General features: G+C 51.7%; 17 protein-coding genes and 1 pseudogene. 7 read left to right on the top strand and 11 right to left on the bottom strand.

Features of this window, described 5'->3' with window-relative positions; genetic code table 11:
* Nucleotides 1–79: 79 nt before the first annotated feature.
* Nucleotides 80–316, top strand: coding sequence for a small acid-soluble spore protein SspI (locus MKX70_RS10685; protein ID WP_042139923.1), 237 nt, complete (start codon nt 80–82; stop codon nt 314–316).
* A 119-nt stretch (nt 317–435) separates the two neighbouring features.
* On the opposite strand, the gene MKX70_RS10680 is transcribed toward MKX70_RS10685, so the two are convergent.
* The 3 genes from MKX70_RS10680 to MKX70_RS10670 form a co-directional block, all read right to left on the bottom strand.
* A complete protein-coding gene (locus tag MKX70_RS10680) occupies nt 436–2,022 on the bottom strand; it encodes a peptide chain release factor 3 (protein ID WP_042243479.1) in 1,587 nt (528 codons plus the stop codon).
* Nucleotides 2,023–2,402: 380 nt separating this feature from the next.
* On the bottom strand, nt 2,403–3,953 hold the full coding sequence (gene zwf / locus MKX70_RS10675; RefSeq protein ID WP_039307355.1) for a glucose-6-phosphate dehydrogenase: 1,551 nt from the start codon (nt 3,951–3,953) through the stop codon (nt 2,403–2,405).
* Between the two features lie 270 nt (nt 3,954–4,223).
* Nucleotides 4,224–5,102: a YwmB family TATA-box binding protein gene (locus MKX70_RS10670; RefSeq protein ID WP_042239579.1), complete on the bottom strand. Its 879-nt coding sequence runs from the start codon at nt 5,100–5,102 to the stop codon at nt 4,224–4,226.
* Nucleotides 5,103–5,328: 226 nt separating this feature from the next.
* Between MKX70_RS10670 and MKX70_RS10665 the strand changes: the two genes are divergently transcribed.
* Nucleotides 5,329–6,663, top strand: coding sequence for an MATE family efflux transporter (locus MKX70_RS10665; protein ID WP_042239580.1), 1,335 nt, complete (start codon nt 5,329–5,331; stop codon nt 6,661–6,663).
* 69 nt (nt 6,664–6,732) lie between these two features.
* Here the strand turns inward: MKX70_RS10665 and MKX70_RS10660 are convergent, their stop codons facing one another.
* From MKX70_RS10660 to MKX70_RS10630, 7 genes are all read right to left on the bottom strand, one after another.
* Nucleotides 6,733–7,386, bottom strand: a complete 654-nt coding sequence (locus MKX70_RS10660; protein ID WP_042243482.1) for a response regulator — start codon at nt 7,384–7,386, stop codon at nt 6,733–6,735.
* A gap of 21 nt (nt 7,387–7,407) precedes the next feature.
* Nucleotides 7,408–8,442, bottom strand: a complete 1,035-nt coding sequence (locus tag MKX70_RS10655; protein ID WP_340782474.1) for a sensor histidine kinase — start codon at nt 8,440–8,442, stop codon at nt 7,408–7,410.
* Between the two features lie 46 nt (nt 8,443–8,488).
* Nucleotides 8,489–9,136 carry a cell wall-active antibiotics response protein LiaF gene (liaF, locus tag MKX70_RS10650; protein WP_042239586.1) on the bottom strand — a complete coding sequence of 216 codons (648 nt, stop codon included), beginning with the start codon at nt 9,134–9,136 and terminating at the stop codon, nt 8,489–8,491.
* A gap of 121 nt (nt 9,137–9,257) precedes the next feature.
* Complete coding sequence (locus MKX70_RS10645) at nt 9,258–9,965, bottom strand: PspA/IM30 family protein (protein WP_039307345.1); 708 nt, start codon at nt 9,963–9,965, stop codon at nt 9,258–9,260.
* A gap of 3 nt (nt 9,966–9,968) precedes the next feature.
* Nucleotides 9,969–10,436 carry a PspC domain-containing protein gene (locus tag MKX70_RS10640; RefSeq protein ID WP_042239587.1) on the bottom strand — a complete coding sequence of 156 codons (468 nt, stop codon included), beginning with the start codon at nt 10,434–10,436 and terminating at the stop codon, nt 9,969–9,971.
* A 4-nt stretch (nt 10,437–10,440) separates the two neighbouring features.
* Nucleotides 10,441–11,118: a PspA/IM30 family protein gene (locus MKX70_RS10635; protein ID WP_042239590.1), complete on the bottom strand. Its 678-nt coding sequence runs from the start codon at nt 11,116–11,118 to the stop codon at nt 10,441–10,443.
* 47 nt (nt 11,119–11,165) lie between these two features.
* Entirely contained in the window at nt 11,166–11,465 is a 300-nt protein-coding gene (locus MKX70_RS10630; RefSeq protein ID WP_042239592.1) for a LiaF transmembrane domain-containing protein, read from the bottom strand.
* A 274-nt stretch (nt 11,466–11,739) separates the two neighbouring features.
* Here MKX70_RS10630 and MKX70_RS10625 point away from each other — a divergent pair, with 274 nt between their 5' ends.
* The 5 genes and pseudogenes from MKX70_RS10625 to MKX70_RS10600 form a co-directional block, all read left to right on the top strand.
* Entirely contained in the window at nt 11,740–12,426 is a 687-nt protein-coding gene (locus tag MKX70_RS10625; protein WP_340839993.1) for a response regulator transcription factor, read from the top strand.
* Complete coding sequence (locus MKX70_RS10620) at nt 12,423–13,457, top strand: sensor histidine kinase (protein ID WP_340839992.1); 1,035 nt, start codon at nt 12,423–12,425, stop codon at nt 13,455–13,457. Before MKX70_RS10625 ends, MKX70_RS10620 begins: the two co-directional genes overlap by 4 nt.
* 96 nt (nt 13,458–13,553) lie before the next feature.
* Nucleotides 13,554–14,252 carry an ABC transporter ATP-binding protein gene (locus MKX70_RS10615; protein ID WP_042239600.1) on the top strand — a complete coding sequence of 233 codons (699 nt, stop codon included), beginning with the start codon at nt 13,554–13,556 and terminating at the stop codon, nt 14,250–14,252.
* On the top strand, nt 14,249–16,753 hold the full coding sequence (locus tag MKX70_RS10610) for an ABC transporter permease (protein WP_340782459.1): 2,505 nt from the start codon (nt 14,249–14,251) through the stop codon (nt 16,751–16,753). Before MKX70_RS10615 ends, MKX70_RS10610 begins: the two co-directional genes overlap by 4 nt.
* A 386-nt stretch (nt 16,754–17,139) precedes the next feature.
* Nucleotides 17,140–17,700 (top strand): annotated as a pseudogene (locus tag MKX70_RS10600) (transposase); the annotation flags it as partial.
* Nucleotides 17,701–17,895: 195 nt separating this feature from the next.
* On the opposite strand, the gene MKX70_RS10595 reads toward MKX70_RS10600, so the two are convergent.
* Nucleotides 17,896–18,765: a helix-turn-helix domain-containing protein gene (locus MKX70_RS10595; RefSeq protein WP_052416734.1), complete on the bottom strand. Its 870-nt coding sequence runs from the start codon at nt 18,763–18,765 to the stop codon at nt 17,896–17,898.
* Nucleotides 18,766–18,784: the final 19 nt, after the last annotated feature.

Genomic DNA, 18,784 nt, shown 5'->3' with positions numbered 1-18,784 from the left:
AACCAAAGCCCACGCTCCCGAAGCCAGTTTTGCAATGCCGACCCAGGGAGCGAATGCTAACAAACTTAAGGAGGCCGATATGCCAGTCACCATTGATTTGCGCCAGGCTATTGTACACAAGATTCACGGACAGACCGAAGAAGGCCTGCGGGAAGTGATCGAGAATTCCGTGGACGGACCGGAAGCCGCGCTTCCAGGACTCGGCGTTGTCTTCGAGATGATCTGGAAGGATCTCGATCCCGCCAAGCAGGACCGGGTGCTCTCCATGCTGCACAGACATCTGGAGAAGCTCACACCAGGATCCATCACCTCCTAAAGAGCTTCACTCCGCCAAAAACCTCCGCAATCCACTGTGCAGCTGCACTATGGAGGCGGAGGTTTTTTATAACAAACAATTGAATAAGCGGTCAGCTTATCCTACTTCAACTGTACATTTCAAGGCGCGGTTTCGAGGAACTTGGCCGTTGGATTCTTCTCCATTGCGGTCCGCATGGCGTATTCATTCTCGAACAGCACCACAAAATTGCCCTTCTTATCAGTAACCAGGGTGGAGTTAATCCGGAATTTGCTTGCGTCCGGCTTGTTGTCATCCACAATCCAGCGCGCGAACTGGTAGCTCATCCGCTGCAGCTGGACATCTACACCATACTCGCCCTTCATCCGGTACTCGAACACCTCGAACTGCAGCTGTCCGACGACACCCAGCAGGATATCATCGAAGTTCACGGTGCGGAACACCTGGATCATACCCTCTTCGGTCAGCTGGTCAATACCCTTCTGGAACTGCTTCGATTTCAGCGCATTCTTAATGCTCACTTTGGAGAAAATCTCCGGCGAGAAGGTCGGCAGCTCATCGAATTCAATATCCCCTGCCTGACTCAGCGTGTCGCCAATCCGGAAGATACCCGGGTCAAACAGACCGATAATATCACCCGGATACGCCTCTTCAACAATATCTCTATCCTGGGCGAGGAACTGCTGCGGCTGGGACAGCTTGATGTCTTTACCAGCCCGCACATGCTTCACGCTCATCCCGCGCTCGAACTTGCCGGACACAATGCGCAGGAAGGCAATGCGGTCACGGTGAGCCGGGTTCATGTTAGCCTGGATTTTGAAGACATAGCCGGTAAATTTCTCATTTGTCGGTTCAACAGAGCCAGCTGTACTGCGGCGTGGTTCAGGCTTCGGTGCAAGATCAAGGAAATTATCCAGGAAGGTCTGCACGCCGAAGTTGTTGATCGCACTGCCGAAGAATACCGGGGTAATCTCGCCGCGGAGTACTTTCTCATAGTCAAAAGGATCGCCCGCTACATCCAGCAGCTCCAGATCTGCGCACAACTGGTCATGCAGGTACTCTCCGGCCATCTCGCGGATAATCGGGTCACGGTAGCTTTCCACTTTTTGTACTCTGATCACGGAATGATCGTCGCCCTGGAACAGCTCGACCTGATTCTTCATCCGGTCATATACGCCGCACAGCTCACGGCCCATGCCAATCGGCCAGTTCATTGGCACAGAGCGGATACCCAGTACATTCTCCAGCTCTTCCATCAGCTCAAATGGATTGCGGCCTTCACGGTCCAGCTTGTTGATGAAGGTGAAGATCGGAATGCCGCGTTTCGCACAAACCTGGAACAGCTTGATCGTCTGTGTTTCCACGCCCTTGGCAACGTCAATCAGCATGACCGCACTGTCAGCCGCAGTAAGCGTACGGTAAGTGTCTTCACTGAAATCCTGGTGACCCGGGGTATCCAGGATATTCACCCGGTGGTCCAGATAATCAAACTGCATGACGGAAGAAGTGACGGAGATCCCGCGCTGCTTCTCAATTTCCATCCAGTCACTTGTCGCATGCTTGCTTGCCTTACGGGCTTTGACTGTACCTGCTAAGCGGATAGCGCCCCCGAAGAGGAGCAGTTTCTCGGTCAGCGTTGTTTTACCCGCATCGGGGTGGGAAATAATCGCAAAGGTTCTGCGTTTGTCTACTTCACTCTGAAGCTTGTGGTCCGGTGCCTTATTCATTACACATATCCCTTCATATATATATTCATCCATGCTTCTGCTTCAATTACCGGATTTCATCAAATCGGTGCACTACTCATTCGTCCAGATCCTTTCACGTAGAATTCATCGTTACATCGTTGAAGTACGGTTTATAGGATATTTTATGGCGCCTTGCCTAGAAATTCTTTATTTTGAAAGCATCCTTTTTAGTATAGCAAAATCCGGCAAACATTATCTACAAAAAAGCTCCGCAAGTCAAATATCTTGCAATATTATGTACAGAAACTCCGGCTTTGGTGGATATTCGGCTGACTGGTCCGCCGGAAATCCGTTATTCCGCAAAAAGATCCCCCTGCAACGTATGCAGAGGGATCTCCAACAGTTCTCTTATTCAGGGCTTAGCGGTTAACCTGCCAAACCACATTGTCTTCATCCTGGCCGTTGACCGGCCACCAGTGGAAGCCTTCGCCAGCCAGCAGCTGATCGGCTTCGACCGGCCCCCAGGAGCCGGCAGGATAGGAAGCGAGATCGTTACTCTCTTCCTTCCATGCCTTGGCGATACGGTCCACGAAGGACCAAGCCGAGGACACTTCATCCCAGCGGGTGAAGTAAGTGGAATCGCCGCGCGCAGCATCATGCAGCAGGCGCTCATAAGCTTCCGGCGAGTTGATGCCGATCATGCAGCTCTGGCAGAAATCCATCGCCAGCGGCTGAATTTCCGATTCCGAGCCCGGCTTCTTGGCATTGATCTTCACGTAGATGCCTTCCATCGGATTCACACGGATGACGAGCAGGTTCGGCTCCAGATTATGCTTCTGGCCCAGATAAACGTTGGTCGGCATTCCCTTGAACTCGACAACCACTTCCGTGGTCTTCACAGGCAGACGTTTGCCGGTACGAATGTAGAAGGGAACCCCTGCCCAGCGGAAGTTGTCTACAAATACACGGGCTGCGAAATACGTCTCTGTATTCGATTCCGGGTCCACCTTGTCTTCCTGGCGGTAAGCCGGAAGGGTCTTGCCCTTGTAGAGCCCTTGCGTGTATTGACCGCGCACCACGTTCTCGCGAACCTCTTCCGCCGTAGCGTAAGGACGCAGCGAACGAAGCACCTTCACTTTCTCATCACGGATATCTTCAGCCAGCAGACGGCTTGGCGGTTCCATAGCGATCATTGTCAGCAGCTGAAGAATATGGTTCTGGCCCATATCACGCAGTGCTCCGGCATGATCGTAATACCCACCGCGCTCTTCAACACCCACGGTTTCCCCGAGTGTGATCTGAATGTTGGCGATATGCTTGTTGTTCCACAGCGGCTCGAAGAAAGCATTAGCGAACCGGATCACTTCAATATTCTGCACCATTTCCTTACCCAGGTAATGGTCAATCCGGTAAATCTCTTCTTCCTTGAACACCTGGCGGATTTGCTCATTCAGCTGTTCAGCGGACTCCAGATTGTAGCCGAATGGTTTCTCGATCACCAGACGGTTCCAGCCCCGGGTCTGCAGCATTCCGCCAGCCTTAAGGTTGAAGGAGACACTGCCGAACAGTTCAGGTGCGAGCGCCAGATAGAACAGGCGGTTGCCCGGAATATGGAACTTCTCTTCGAGCGCTTCCGTCTGGGCATTCAGCTCACGGAAACCGTCAATATTGTTGATGTCCAGAGACTTGTATTCAAAATGCTGTACGAACTCGTTCCATTCCGCAGCATCTCCTGCCTGGTAGCGGCAGAACTCGCGGATGGACTCCTTCACATCTTCCCGGAATTCATCCTGGGTACGGGGACGCCGAGCCACGCCAATTACCGCAAAATCATGTGTCAGCTTGCCTTCACGGTACAAACTGTAAATCGCCGGGAAAAGCTTACGCCGGGCTAGATCTCCGGTTGCCCCGAAGATAAAGAATACAGCACCGGGTGTATGCAGTGCATCAAGGGTTTGATTTTCAGCCATGGCTCCTCATCTCTCTGTATGTAATATAGTTGACATTCATTCTCAGCGGCGGTCATGATATAAAATACGCATGACGGCGTGATGTCATTTTATCATAATTGCACTAAGGATGCTATCACATTCCTGACAGTTTTTCTCGGGATTTCGTAATTTTCTATTACTCTTTCTTATGCTTTCACATGCTCCCGCTTATACTACCGATATTATACCGCCCCGCCAAAGGCTCCGCAACGTGGAGCCGCTGCGGAGTAAGCCTGGAAATCCCCGGCTTCAGTATTCGATCGTGATCAGCGGGAGTCCAAGGGTCATGCGGTTTCTATCCTCATTCCCGTCTCTGTGCACCGCCAGCTGGAGCGCGAGCTCATGTCCGCCGCTGCTGACGGTGCGCTGCAGGCCGGGCACACTATATGAACGGCTGGATGTAGTCGCATCTGCGTAATTCTCCTCCGCGTGAATGCCGGGGAGCTGCGCTGCAAGGTTCTGCTCTGTGGCCAGCAGCGCAGCCTGCGGTCCGCTCTGTTCCTTGGCCGGAGCCTGGAGCGAGATATTCCACGCTGCAGCGATACCCGCCTGAATCATCGCCTTTCCCGCGTCTCCGGCTGCTGCCGGAAGCTCGGGCGAGCCCAGAAGATCCGCCGTCTCGAAGGTAACGATGCAATAACTCCGTCCGCCGCCGAGCTCGCTCCAGAACAGGGAGATCTTCGTGCCTCCACTGAGTTCCCGATAGGCGCGGGAGGTCATATGGCCATCCTCATCCGTACGGCTGATTTCACCGAGTCCGAGCTTGGCAGCCAGCTTCTGTACCGCAGCTTCAGCCGGCAATCCGCTGCTGTATTCCCCCTGCCACTTCAGCACGAGCCGGAGCGGAGCTCCAGCAGCGGAAGCCTTACTGCCGAGAGAGGCCAGCAGAGCAAGGGAATCCTGAAGTTCCCCGGAAGCCGCTGATCCGGCACCGGCAACCTGGTTCAGACTGCTGCCGGAGAATCCGGCGTCCCCCCCGGCGTTGACCGTAGCTGATACTGTAGCGGATGCGCCAGCAGCACTACCTCCCAGGGCAGTTCCCGCGCTGCGGAAACCGCTGAGCAGCATCGCCACCACACATAACCCGGCCAGCAGCAGCATTCCCTTGCCTTGTCCTCTGTTCCCCATTCCGCATCTCCCTCTCAATCCGTTCTAGTAATCTACTAGACAGGATACCCAGCTTCAGAGAAAGATATACCCCGCTGAGAGAGACTCTCTGAGACTCCCGATCCGGTAGCTGCATAGTTCACTTGGAATGCAATGAGATTCCAATCACTTCCACAGGAGTATTTATTAGTTTATATTTCCATTAATAGAATTCGCATAATATAGATAGAAGAGGTACTCATACAGCATGCTTAAAAAATGGTATCACCGAAACAGCGCTGACTTCCGTCTTGTCAACGATCTGGTTGTCCCCATGCTTTTCCTCCAGATCCTCCAGCTTCTCTTTCAACTCGGCGACCAGGCGATTATCGGCAGGCTTGGCGTTGAAGAATTTGCCGCAGTGGGCATCGCCTCATCTTTTATTTTTCTAATCACCGGAACGATCGGCATTCTATGCGCGGCCTTCAACATCATCGGCGGAAGATTCTTCGGCAACAATGAGATCCCTAAGTTTGGCCAAGCTTTTAATACAAGCATGACAATGTCCATCATTATCGGCATCCTGTTCGAACTGCTGCTGTTAGGGACTGGCAAATGGATATTGGGCACGGTCTATGATCTGAATTTCTTACCTGCCACTCATTATTTGTATATCAGCGGAATGACTATGGGCATGAATATGGTTCTGTTTAATTTCTCAGCCTATTTCAAGAACATCAACCAAGCCAAGCTGTTAACCTTCAGTTTCGTGGCAGCAGGCATCGTTAATATATTCTTCGATTATGTGCTCGTCTTCAGCAAATGGGGCTTTCCTGAGCTGGGCATGAGCGGTGCCGCTGTTGGCTCTGTCGCAGGCTATGGTGCGAGCATTATAGTCTGCATCTATTTTTTCCGCAAAAGCAGGTTATTCAGCTTCTCCCTTCAGATCAGCCGCCCCATCGCCAAGCAGCTGCTGAAGCTCTATTTCCCGATGGCCCTTCAGGACCTTATTGAATACACTTTGTTTGCAATGGGCATCATGGCGATCATCTCCAGAATGGAGTCTGAATTCATCGCGTCATACACCGTTGTGACCACTTTGCTTGAGATCATTATGATTCCGATGTACTGCTTCGCAGGCAGCTGTATGACAATTACTGCCCAGGCCTACGGCAAGCAGCAAGAAGGGTACACCAAATACTCGCATTTGTCGCTCCAGCTAATGTTAATGATCAGCATTCCGCTAACCTTGATCCTGATCTCATTCTCCTATCCGCTGATCACCATCATCACAGACAATGCTATTGTCATCTCCTTTGTCCAGCATGTTCTTCCCCTGGCGCTTGCTCTTAATCTATTGAATGGTTTACAGATGATTATGCGCTCCACCCTGCAGGCGATTGATCTGGAGAAGTGGGTGCTTGTTTACTCGGGGGTGGTGTATGCAGTATCCCTGGTAATCATATATATATTTATCTCGAAGCTTGATTTAACCTGTGTTTATCTCGGGTTTGGGGTAAGTTATCTGCTCTTATCCTTAGGTTATGTATACAAACTGCAAGGACGCGAGCCTTACGCGCACGCAAAAACACTTTCAAGATAATCCCCCGTCCTTCCCAGGCCAGGGCTAATTTCTCTTGAAAGTGCGTAATAGCTTCTATGGTCTATGGCTTTATTCCGCCAGTCCATTCTTATATGCGTAAATAGCTGCCTGGGTCCGGTCTTCGACGCCCAGCTTGGCAAGAACATTCGTGACATGGAATTTCACTGTCTTGATTCCAATAATTAATTGATCGGCAATATCCTGATTGGACTTTCCCTGGGCCAGCAGCTTCAGCACTTCCATCTCGCGTTCGGTAAGCTCCTTGTAGGCCGGAGACTCACCTCTGGCATTCGAGCGGAACCGGTTCATCATTTTGGAAGCCACTTGTGATTCCAGCACGGACTGTCCTCTTGCGGCAGCCCGGATTGCATCCGCGACTTCACTGGCCCGCGAGGTTTTGAGCAGATAGCTGAACGCGCCGGCTTCAATGACCGGGTACATTTTCTCATCATCCAAATAACTGGTCAGCACTATAACTTTGCAGTCCGGGTACAGCTTCAGCAGTTGTCTTGTTGTTTCGATCCCGTCCATGCCGTCCATCACCAGATCCATGAGCACCACATCCGGATTATATTCCTGTGCCAGCCGGATTCCTTCTTCGCCGCTTCCGGCTTCACCTACAACTTCAATCCCATCCTCGGTGCCAAGCACCGCAGCAAGTCCGATCCGGACCATTTCGTGATCGTCCACCAGCAGGACCTTGATCGCTTCCGCTTCCTCCATCTCCATGGTTACCCTTGCCCCCTATTCATTGACTACCGGTACGGTAATATCAATCCGCATTCCTTTGCCGGGAGCGGTGATGAACTGGATCGAGCCTCCGATCTCTGTTATCCGCTCCTGCATATTCGAAAGTCCGTAGGATGTCTGCTTGCCCTCATCCAGCTCAAAACCGATCCCGTCATCGCGCAGCGTCAAACGGACGGTATCACCGCGGCGGTGCAGGCGGATCTCCATCTTCTCCGCTTTGGCATGACGCAGCGTGTTCGAAATCGCCTCCTGCACAATGCGGAACAAATGATTCTCGACGCCTTTGAGCAGCTGCACGCCCTGATCCATCTCGAACACAATATCGATCGGAACCTTGATCTTCAGTTCCTTGATCAGCTCCTGCAGCCCTTGCTCCAGCCCCTTACCTTCCAGATATACCGGCCGCAGGTGCAGCAGCAGTGCCCGCATCTCCGACTGGGCTACGGCAGACATCTCCTCAATCAGCGCAATTTGCCGCTGCGCCTTGTCGAAATCCTTCTCCAGCGTCCGGCCTACAGCCGTTGCCGTCATCGAGATCGCGAACAGCTGCTGGGATACGGCATCATGCAGCTCGCGTGCCAGCCGCTGACGCTCCTCGATAATTGCCGTCACCCGGGCTTGCTCGGCAAGCTTGGCATTATTGGTGGAGAGCCGCTGCAGCGTATTCACCTGATTCTCCCATTTGCCGCCGATCCGTCCGAGCTGTTCCCCTAGCCGGCCCAGTTCATCATGGCCCAGATCCGGCATCACCGGGGTGAGATTGCCCTTCTCCCAGGCTACCAGCGTCGCCCGCAGCAGCTCCAGCTTGCGCTTGCTGCGGAAGCCCTGATAGAACCCGTACCCGATGCCGAAGGCCATTGGCAGCAGAATCAGCGTCATTGCCGTTCTCACGCCGACCTTCCAGTCCTCAAACGGCTGTAATAATCCATATGTATACATAATGTATGTAATAACAAGCAGCATGATCAAAGAGAACAGAGCCCCCTCGCCCATACTGCGCGTTACCATGTTACTGCTTTTTTTGCCCATGCCCGGGAGCCCTCCCTTCCATCTCTCTGCTCATATGCTGTATGCATCAGGGAAACCGTATGTCCAGATCGCCCATCAGATATGAGATATTGAATTTCACTTTATGCTCGCTGCTGTCGTAGTTGGGTGACTTCCAGTTCAGCCGGTTCAGCATCCCCGTGTCCCGGTGACTGCCGGATTCGATAGAGCCGAACAGCACGAAGGCTTCGATCTCTACCCCGTAATCCTCGGACATCAGAATGTCTACATCGCCAAAAATGCCCTGGAACAGCATAATCGTCTCTTGTTCTTCCGCCATTGCCAGCGAAAGATCCACGTCCGCTTCACCCAGCACATGCCAGGCGCTGAGGCTGCGCATGACCCACGGCGAGAGATCCCAGTCGAATCTGGAAGAGAAGCTTTGTTTCTGCATAAACCCGGCCTTACGCTGCATTCTTTTGGATTTCACAAAGAACATGCCCAGCGAAATCAGGCAGATTCCAAGCACCAGCAGCAGATGGTCCAGCAGCAGCAGCACCGCGCCGATCCCCAGAAGCTTATACCCTTGCTTCACCTTGCCTGACGTTGTCCGGTAGATCCCCAGCAGCAGGAACAGGAGTGCGACCATGGAGAAGAAGCCGATCCATTTGCCAAAAATCATTAAGCAGCCGACACCAATCAGTCCGATGGCAATCAAACGGTTCCGTTTATCCATTCCGCACCTCCTCATCTATAACCGCTTCCCGCTACAAAAGCCATACCGGTATGGAGAATCCATACCGTATGGCTTTACCTTGTTCAGCATATCATACCTGCCTATTCTTTAGGAACAGGCATTATTCTTCTTTTTTATCAAGTGAAGGAGCTGCCGGAGCAGAATTCAGCTTGCTCTTGAGTGCTGCGAGCTGTTCTTCCACTTTGAGCTGCTTCTCAGGATCTACCGGCTTAGCATATGCGGTTGCCGAAGGGCTGTACGGAGCGCGCATAACATCTGCTTCCGCTTCTAGCTGCATGATCTTTTCTTCCATGCGGTGGAATCCAAGGGATGCACTTCCGCTTTCAATGGAATGTACACTGCTGATCTGGGACATTTGCTTCTTGGCTTTAGCCATTTGAGCGCGGGAGACCAGTTCATTACGTTTGTTGCGCAGCTTGTAGAACTCATCCTTCATATCATGAAGCTGCTGCACCAGTTCCTTGGCTTGAACTTCAGCCTGGGCGTGAAGCTCGCTGTATTCAACATGCTTTTGGTCGAAATAAATCTTCTCTTCCAGCAGCTTGCGGGTAACTTCCTCCTGGCCGTTCTTAAGCGCAAGTTCCGCTTGTGCCGCACGTTGTCCGGATACCTTAGCGGCTTCGTCCACACGCTGCTTCATACGGCGTTCATTGGCCATCTGCTTTGCTACCGTTACTTCAGCCTCATGAATCTCAGCCTCCATATCGCGCAGATATTGATTCAGCATTACGATTGGGTCCTCTACCTTATCCAACATGTCGTTTACCGACGCTTTAGTCATATCTTTAATCCGTTTGAATACTCCCATGATTTACACTTCTCCCTTCTCGTATTTAGACAGTTTTTGTTTGAGCTCTTCTACTTCTTTTTGCAGTGCCTTCTTCTCAATATCCTTCATCATGGCATCCAGACCGGAATCGGGAGCCGTGTAAGCGCCCGCTTTGTCATAGCCGGGATTATAGCCCGGCTGTCCGCCGTAAGGGCCATATCCTTGCTGTCCCTGCGGTCCGCGGCCATGCTCAGGTCTTCCTGAGTAAGGACCGCCATACGGGCCGCCCGGCGCACCGGGTCCAGGTCCGAAGGGATTGTACTGGGTAGGCTCCTTGGGAATTACCATTGCTGCGATAAGGTACACCAGGATAGTAGCTCCTCCGCTAAAAGGAATGCTGACCACCAGCAGAATTCTGAACAGTGTGGAGTCGATGCCGAGTGTCTCGGACAATCCGCCTGCCAGCCCTGTCATTACCCTGTCTCTGGTTGAACGGTACAATCGGGTCATAGTACTACTCCTTTCTGCCATCATTGTTCAGCTTCTCCTTCAGGCGGGCCATTTCTCTTTCGAGCACGGTCGCCACCGTCTCACCGGCCTGCACTGCATATTCCTGTCCCATCCGGCGCAAATCGCTCAGGCTTTTGGCTTCCAGCTCCCAATCGGTCATCTTGTCTTCCAGACGGCCGAACATTTTGGGGACATCACCGCCGCCATAAGCACTCGCTCTTTGATTCATTCGCTGCTGCAGCCGAAGTGATTCCATCCGGGCTGCATAGAATTGGCGTTTGCTGTATACCGTCTGATACTCAATTTTGAGTTCATTCAACTGGCTTTCAAGCTCAAAGAGTGATTGCTGGCTGGTTTCCAGTAGCCCGCTGTATTGCTCCAGCTTTTCCTCGTGGATAATTTTCTCCTGTAGTGCCAGTTTGGCGAGATGATCTTCACCGGCCTTGAGCGCGAGGAGTGCCTGCTCTTCACGTTTGTTTCTCATGGCGGTTGCCTGATTCACCTGCTGCTGCAATTGCTTCGTATGGGAAGCGTACTGCTGATACAGCCGCTCTGCCTCCCCTATTTCTTCACGGGTTGAATGTAGAAATTGATCAATCAGCTTCACGGGATCCTGACTCTGCTCCAGGCGTTCATTCAAGTTGGCTACGGTGATATCCCTCATTCTGCGAAAAACACTCATGATTTCCTGTTCCCTCCCTGCTTCTTATTAAGTAATTGTTCTACCTCTTAGTATGTTCTGCTCCGTTTACCCCGGAGTACCGAGATGCCCCACACTACCAGCGCTACACCGAGCAGCGGTCCGATAATCCAGGAAAGCTTGGAGATCAGGGACATGATACCGATGAACAATACTACCCAGCCGATAATTTTGTGTCCGCTCTTAATTCCGTAGTATCCGAGAGCAACCAGCAATACCGGGAACAGGATGCCAAAGATGCCGTGAATCAAATTAGGCAAAATCCCTAACAGCATTACCGCTCCAATTGCAATCAGCACAATCGCAAGTCCGTTACCTTTTCTTTGCATTTTTTCTCACCGCCTTTCGTTGATCTCTTTCTTATATCCTTATTCTAGGGTAAACCGCAGATTTTCAAAACAGACTGTGGACGGTTTTATGTACTGGACCTTAGTCGGGGACTTATGCACGACCGCAGACCGCGGGGTCTTAGCAGATATTCTGCTGGGGATCAGCTTTTGTACTGTCTCTTCCAAATATGCGGCATCATACTCCCTTGCAGGATCTCCCAGTGATGGCCATAATATTGAGATAACGCTTCATCCACACAAAGGAGTTACGCCCATGAAGACACTGCTGATCGTTGAAGATGACCGAAGCCTGAACAAGGGGATCGCCCTGTCCTTGGCTCAAAACGACTTAATTATAGAGCAGGCCTATACTGTGGCGATGGCTGATCAGATGATCTCGTCAACCCAGATAGATCTCATTCTGCTGGATGTGAATCTTCCGGACGGAAGCGGACTCGATTACTGCGAGAGAATCCGCAGAACCTCACAAGTGCCGATTATATTTCTGACTGCCAACGACATGGAGCCGGATATTGTTACCGGCTTTGCGCTGGGAGCTGATGACTATATTACGAAGCCATTCAGTCTGATGGTTCTGCGGGCCCGGGTAATGGCCGTCCTGAGAAGGAGCGATGCGCCTGCCAGTGACAGGATCGTTATCGGACCGCTGGAATTTGATTTTGGCAAAATGGAATATTTCAAGAACAGCCGCCCCCTGCTGCTGAGCAAGTCCGAACAGAAACTGCTGCGCATACTGGTAGCGAACAGAGGCAACATTCTGACCCGAGAGCAGCTGATCGACAAAACGTGGAGCCAGGAGGCTGTCTTCGTGGATGAGAATGCATTGACGGTAGCGATCAAAAGATTGCGGGCCAAAATCGAAGCTGAACCCTCCTCGCCCCAATATATTAAGACCGTTTATGGTTTAGGGTATACATGGACAGAAGGGCCGACTCTATGAAGGGACAAGAACGACTGCCGCATACCCGGCTGGTAAATCTGGGGTTTGCTGCGGCTTTTATCATTCTGGTGCTGGCTTATGTGACTTGTATTCTATTACTGGATACCACTGGCTCATCCCTCCTCGGACTCTCCCTTCTGTTTATACTCTGCATGCTGATCCTTGGAGGGGCCTGGTCCTGGTCGCTCAGGCATCAGCTCACTTCTTTTATGGAAAAGGTAGAGACACTGGTAGACAACGCTACTCTCGGGCGTGAGCCATACTATAATTATGAAGAAACCCTTCTCTCCTCCATAGAACATAAATTAATGCGGTACATAGAGATTGCCAGAGTGAACGGACAGAATATGGAAACGGAAAAGAACAAAATTAAAGAACTGATCTCCGATATCTCTCATCAGACCAAAACACCATTATCCAATATTATGATTTACAGCCAGCTGCTTGAGGAGAATCTGGTGCATGATGAGCATGCGCTCCCGCTTGTTCTCCAAGTTAAAAAGCAGTCGGAAAAGCTCGACTGGCTGATCCAATCCCTGGTCAAGCTGTCCCGACTGAAGACGGGCATGATTTCTTTGCACATGGAGTCTTCTCCTGTGATCCGCGCCGTTTCTGAAGCAGTTTCGCAGATTTTCATCCAGGCAGAGAGCAACTGTATCACTATCAGTATAAGCTGTGAAGCTCACATCACCGCGTACCATGACTCCAAGTGGACAACCGAGGTGTTATTCAATCTGCTGGAGAACGCCGTGAAATATACAGAGCCGGGGGGCAGCATCCATATCACCGCTGAAGCGAATGAGATGTTTGTACGCCTGGATATCGCAGATACCGGCCGGGGAATCTCCCAGGAAGAGCTGCCCCGAATCTTCAAGCGGTTCTACCGGGGAAATAATGTGCGCGATATAGATGGCGCGGGAATAGGACTTTTCCTGGCGCGGGAGATTATCACTGCACAAGGCGGACATATGAAGGCTGCATCTGTGCCCGGGCAAGGCACTGTGTTCTCGATCTACCTGCCGCTATGCTGAATATGTCCATTCCGTCAGATTTCAGACACTCTCCTGTTAGATTTGTCTGATACCTTGAAGATGTGAATAAGAACATACGCACAGGAGGAATCTAACATGCCTATTCTGCGAATAGAGAATCTCAAGAAATATTATGGAAAAGGAGCGCAGACGGTCAAGGCTCTGGATAACGTATCTATGAATGTCGAGAAAGGGGAGTTCGTGGCAATCGTCGGCACGAGCGGCAGCGGAAAAAGTACACTGCTGCATATGCTCGGGGGTCTGGACCGCGCCACCGAAGGCAAGGTGTATGTCAACGGGCATGATATTTTTCAGATGAGTGATGAGAAGTTAACCATTTTCAGGCGCCGCTCTGTCGGATTCGTCTTCCAGAGCTATAATCTGGTGCCGATCCTGAATGTGCTCGCGAATATCGTCCTGCCCATTGAGCTTGACGGAGGCCAGATCGACCAGGAGTATCTGAACCTGATTATCACGAGTCTGGGACTGCAGGAGAAGATTCGCTATCTGCCTGCTGCACTCTCCGGCGGCCAGCAGCAGCGCGTGGCCATCGCAAGAGCGCTTGCGACCAAACCTTCCATTATCCTTGCTGATGAACCCACCGGCAACCTGGACAGCAAGACCAGCCAGGAGGTGCTTATCCTGCTGAAACAGCTCAGTGTCAAATTCGACCAGACTATTGTTATGATTACGCATAACGAAGCCATCGCCCAGATGGCGGACCGGATCATCCGCATTGAGGACGGCAGGATCGCCTCAGGATTAACGCAGGCCCCCGGGGAGAGCCGGTTATGATCGCTACGAACAACCGGAAGACCGTATTCAACCTGGCGATGGCCAGCCTGCGGGCCAACCGGTTGCGAAATTTGGCGGCCATCTGCGCTATTGTGCTGACTACACTGCTTATTACTTCCATTTTCACTATGGCGCTGAGTATCAACCAATCTATGCAATATGCACAGATGAAAACAGCCGGAAGTGACTTCCACGGTGGCTTCAAATACCTTACTCCGGAAGAAGCCGCTACGCTGCGCAAGCATCCTTCAATTAAATTATATGACTACTCGCTTAGTTCCGGCAGGTTGGGGAATACAGAATTTAAGCATGATCCCGTTGAGGTGCTGCAGATTGATCAGGTCTATGCGGATCACAGCTTTATCGTGTTCACAGAGGGAGGATTGCCTACTGGAGAGAATGAGGTTGCCCTGAACACCTGGATTCTGGACAAGCTGGGGGTTCAGCCGGTGCTCGGCAAGGAAATCACGCTGCAGATAGATATTGGTGAGCGGATAATCAGCCAGAAGTTCACTCTGTCAGGCTATTATGAAGCGGACAAGGAGCTTGCGATGGCGGGACTGGCCTTTGTCTCGAAAGCTTTTACCGATAAAAACCTCTCAGACATCGATCCCGTACAATCAAGGGACAGCGGCTCCTACGTTAACACCTCAAATCTGAGTGTCATGTTCAGCAATTCCTTTCATATTGAGAGCAAGCTCAACAAGGTCCTGGCAGACACGGGAATTACGGCTCCTATCGGAATCAATTGGGCTTATTCCAGTGTATCTTTGGCGGAAAATGCAGTGAATATCATTCCATACGCCGCAGTTATCTTCATCATTATGCTTAGCGGCTACCTGCTTATTTATAATATTTTTTATATATCGGTGGTCCGTGATGTGAAGTTCTATGGCCTGCTGAAAATGATTGGCACCACCCCGAGACAACTGCGGAGAATCATCGCTATTCAAGCCAGGCTGCTATACCTCATTGCCCTGCCGTTCGGCCTTGGCTTCGGCTATCTAATCGGCAGATGGGTTACACCTCTGACCACTTCACTATCGGGGGAATTTAAAGGAAGTTCGCTTTCGTCCAGTCCATGGATTTTTGCAGGCGCAGCCCTCTTCTCCTTCCTGACCGTGTGGATCGCAGCGCATAAGCCTGGACGGCTGGCAGCGGACATCGCTCCCGTGGAAGCCGTTAAATTCTCAGGCGTTCAGAATGGCGGAGTGAAGACTCTAAGGTCCTCAAACCACGGGGCCAAGCTGCACCGGATGGCGTTCTCCAATCTGTTCCGGAGTAAAAAGAAGCTGAGCCTGATGTTATCTTCCCTCTTCTTAAGCATTCTGCTGTTTAACACGATATTCACCGTGATCTCCTCCATGGATGTCAATAAGTACCTCAGCGCCTATATTCATGGAGATTATATGATTCACAACAAGGGCATTATCCAGCCGGAGGGGGAACGCTCCGTCAATGAAACAGAGCTGTCCGAGGAACTGTGCGGTCAGCTGAGTCATATAGACGGGGTGAACAGTATCGATAAAGTCTATTATAGCCTGCTCACCGTTCCTCCGGATGATATCATCAGCGCTTCACTGAAGTCGTCATCCAATCCCCAGGGCATCCCTTCCCGGGTCCACACTCAGCTCTTCGGACTGGATTCAGGCTGGTACGATCTCGCAGAACAGGATGTGCTCGAAGGGGAATTCAACCGGGAACAATTTGATTCCGGGGACTTCATACTGGTGACCCAGACTCTTACAGAGCCAGGCGCCTATGCAAGCTACTATCATCCCGGAGATAGGATCAGCTACCCCGGATTGAAGCAGAGCTACGAAGTGATGGCCGTGCTGAAATATGACGCTTTCTTCGCGGCAACCACCCAAACGTATTTCGGCAACGGCTACAATGCCTTCCTGCCTGCAGCCAAGCTCCGCCAAGCCACTTTGGAGAGCGGGACTCCAGCAGACATCCTCTCGCTTACCCTGCATGCAGATCCCGCCAAGCTTGATGAAACGGGACAATTGCTCAGGGAGGCTATCCGCCCGCTGGATGCTCTGCAGCTGAAATCCAGAGAGGATTACAGGCAGGAGTTAAGCGATAATATCCGTATCTTTGAGATTATCGGCTATGGCCTGAGTCTCGTAATCGCCCTTATAGGTCTGCTGAATTACATTAATTCTGTCCTTACCGGGGTGATCGCCCGCAGGCATGAATTTGCCGTGCTCGAGAGCATCGGGATGACTAAGAAACAGCTCAAACGGATGCTTGTTTACGAAGGCTTGTATACTGTACTGCTCACCGCTCTGCTTACCTCTACTATAGGCGTGCTGCTGACTTACGGGATCGCCAGGAATATTGCCGCGGGCATGGCCTATATGGAATTCCGCATGATGTGGCTGCCGTTCATTCTGGTCATCCCGGTACTGGCTGTCTTGTCTTATCTCATCACAATAAGTGCCTACAGACCGCTCGCACGCAGCCCGATCGTCGAACGGCTGCGTGAAATGGAATAAAGGCATGCTAAACGGGGCTGTCCCATAAGCCATGAAATGGCTGCTTGGGACGCCCCTTGTCTTTGGAGTCAGTTAAACGGTTGTGCTTGTGAGGACGCTCCGCGAACGGACCGTTGCTCCAATCGCTGTTGTGTCCAGATTTTTTGAATTCCCCTAAGCGGTGAAAATCCGGACACAAAGGCGACCGCTACCGCTTTTCCGCAATCAGTCCGTCCTCTCCGCTGGTTTCAGCGGAAAAACCATACTCGAAATCTTCATTGAAATCACAAAAAGAAATCGCCCTTTGGTAAAATGGAAGTACCAGCAACCATTTCAAAGGAGCGATTTCTTTGTACATTCAATATACCATGGACCAACTTTGCCTACCAATGGATTAAGAAGAAGATATCCCGAGCCATCACCTTGTTCGTGTCGTCAATACCGCCGTCAACCGCCTAGACGACGCTATCTTTGCCGCAGCGTACTGTGCGGGAGAACATCCCCTTCATGTGGCTGGCGGGTCGGCAGCATCCAGATTTCCGAACCCTCAACCGGTTCTGTTCCCACACATGAAAGAGATTCTCGAAACCGTGTTTACTGCCGTGTTGCAGTTCTTGGCCGAGGAAAAGCACGTCTCCCTAGATCATTATTTTGTAGACGGGACGAAGATTGAAGCGAATGCCAATCGGTACACCTTTGTTTTGGGGAAAGCCGTTGTTAAGCACAAAGCCAAATTGCAAGAGAAGGTGCATACCCTTTTTGCTACCATTGAGGCTGACGAACAGCGGGAAGAGCAAATTCAACAAGGCAGTGACCTAGCTGAACTCGGCGAAGGAACCGAATGGACCGGCGAGAAGTTAGAAATTGCCATTCAAAAGCTGGAAGCTCAGCTCCAGGAGAAATCGAAAGATAAACCACTGAAGAATAACCGGGGATTCCGGCGTTTCCTGCTTCGAGGGTTGTCAAAAGTGACGCTCGAAATCGGGTGGCTTTTGCTTGCCCATAACCTGCTAAAGCAGGCCACTACGGATCAAAAACGAAAACGAGTCAGTCTCCAATAACCCGGAGACTGACTCGTTTTTTTTCTTTTGCAGCTTTGAAGTGTCAAAAAACCGTCTCATACGTGAACAATATCTTCTTTTGGGATAGCCCCGTTTCAGCAGTTATTTGGCGAAGGCCCTCGACACCCAATCGCCCAGAATATCCTCATCGAGGAAGGGAGCCAGCGGCAGGAGTGCTGCCGCACCTTCTTTTTGGAAGATACGCTCAGCCAGTCCGTTCAGCGCCTCTTCACTGAGGAACGGAGCCAAGGGGAGCAGCGCTCCCGAGCCTTCCTGCTCAAAGACTGCCTCTGCCAGTTCATCCAGTAGCTCTTCTTCGAGGAACGGAGCCAGCGGGGGTAGCGCTCCCGGACCTTCTTTGGTAAAAGCGAGCTTGGCGCATTCCTCCAGCCCCTCCTCACTTACAAACGGGGCAAGCGCCACAAGTGCATGTTTTCCTCCTGCGGCATAAGCTTGCTTGGCAAGCTCGTCCAGCGTTTCCTCGCTCATAAACGGGGCCAGCTTCAGCAGCGGCTGAATCCCCTCCCGCTCAAACACCTCCACGGCGCATTTATCCAGCGTCTCTTCGCTTAAGAATGGCGCCAGTGCCAACAGATCGTCTACTGCCGCACCCACCTTCACATGCTCAAACGCTTCGCCGATCTGTTCATTTTGCAGCAGCGGGGCAAGGTCCGAAAGGTCTTGTGCCGTGCCTTCCCCCCGCTGGAAATAATCCCCCGTGGTCTGATCCAGCACACTTTCGATAATCCGGGAGCTGTGCCCCTGTCCTTCACCGAGGATCTCTCCGATCCCTACGCCAAAGATTTCTGCTAGCTCCGGAAGCTTGGAGATATCCGGCATACTTGCGCCTCTCTCCCAGTTGCTGACTGCCTGATAGCTGATCCCCAGCTTATCTGCGAGCCCCATTTGCGTAAGCCCGGCAGCTCCTCTCAATCTAACGATATTCCTGCCCACCTTCAACATGTCAAACATGCTTCCACCCCTTCGGCTA

It is taken from the genome of Paenibacillus sp. FSL R7-0312, from assembly GCF_038004445.1.
Classification (GTDB): Bacteria; Bacillota; Bacilli; order Paenibacillales; family Paenibacillaceae; genus Paenibacillus_AQ.
This window is presented reverse-complemented; position numbering and strand designations above follow the sequence as displayed.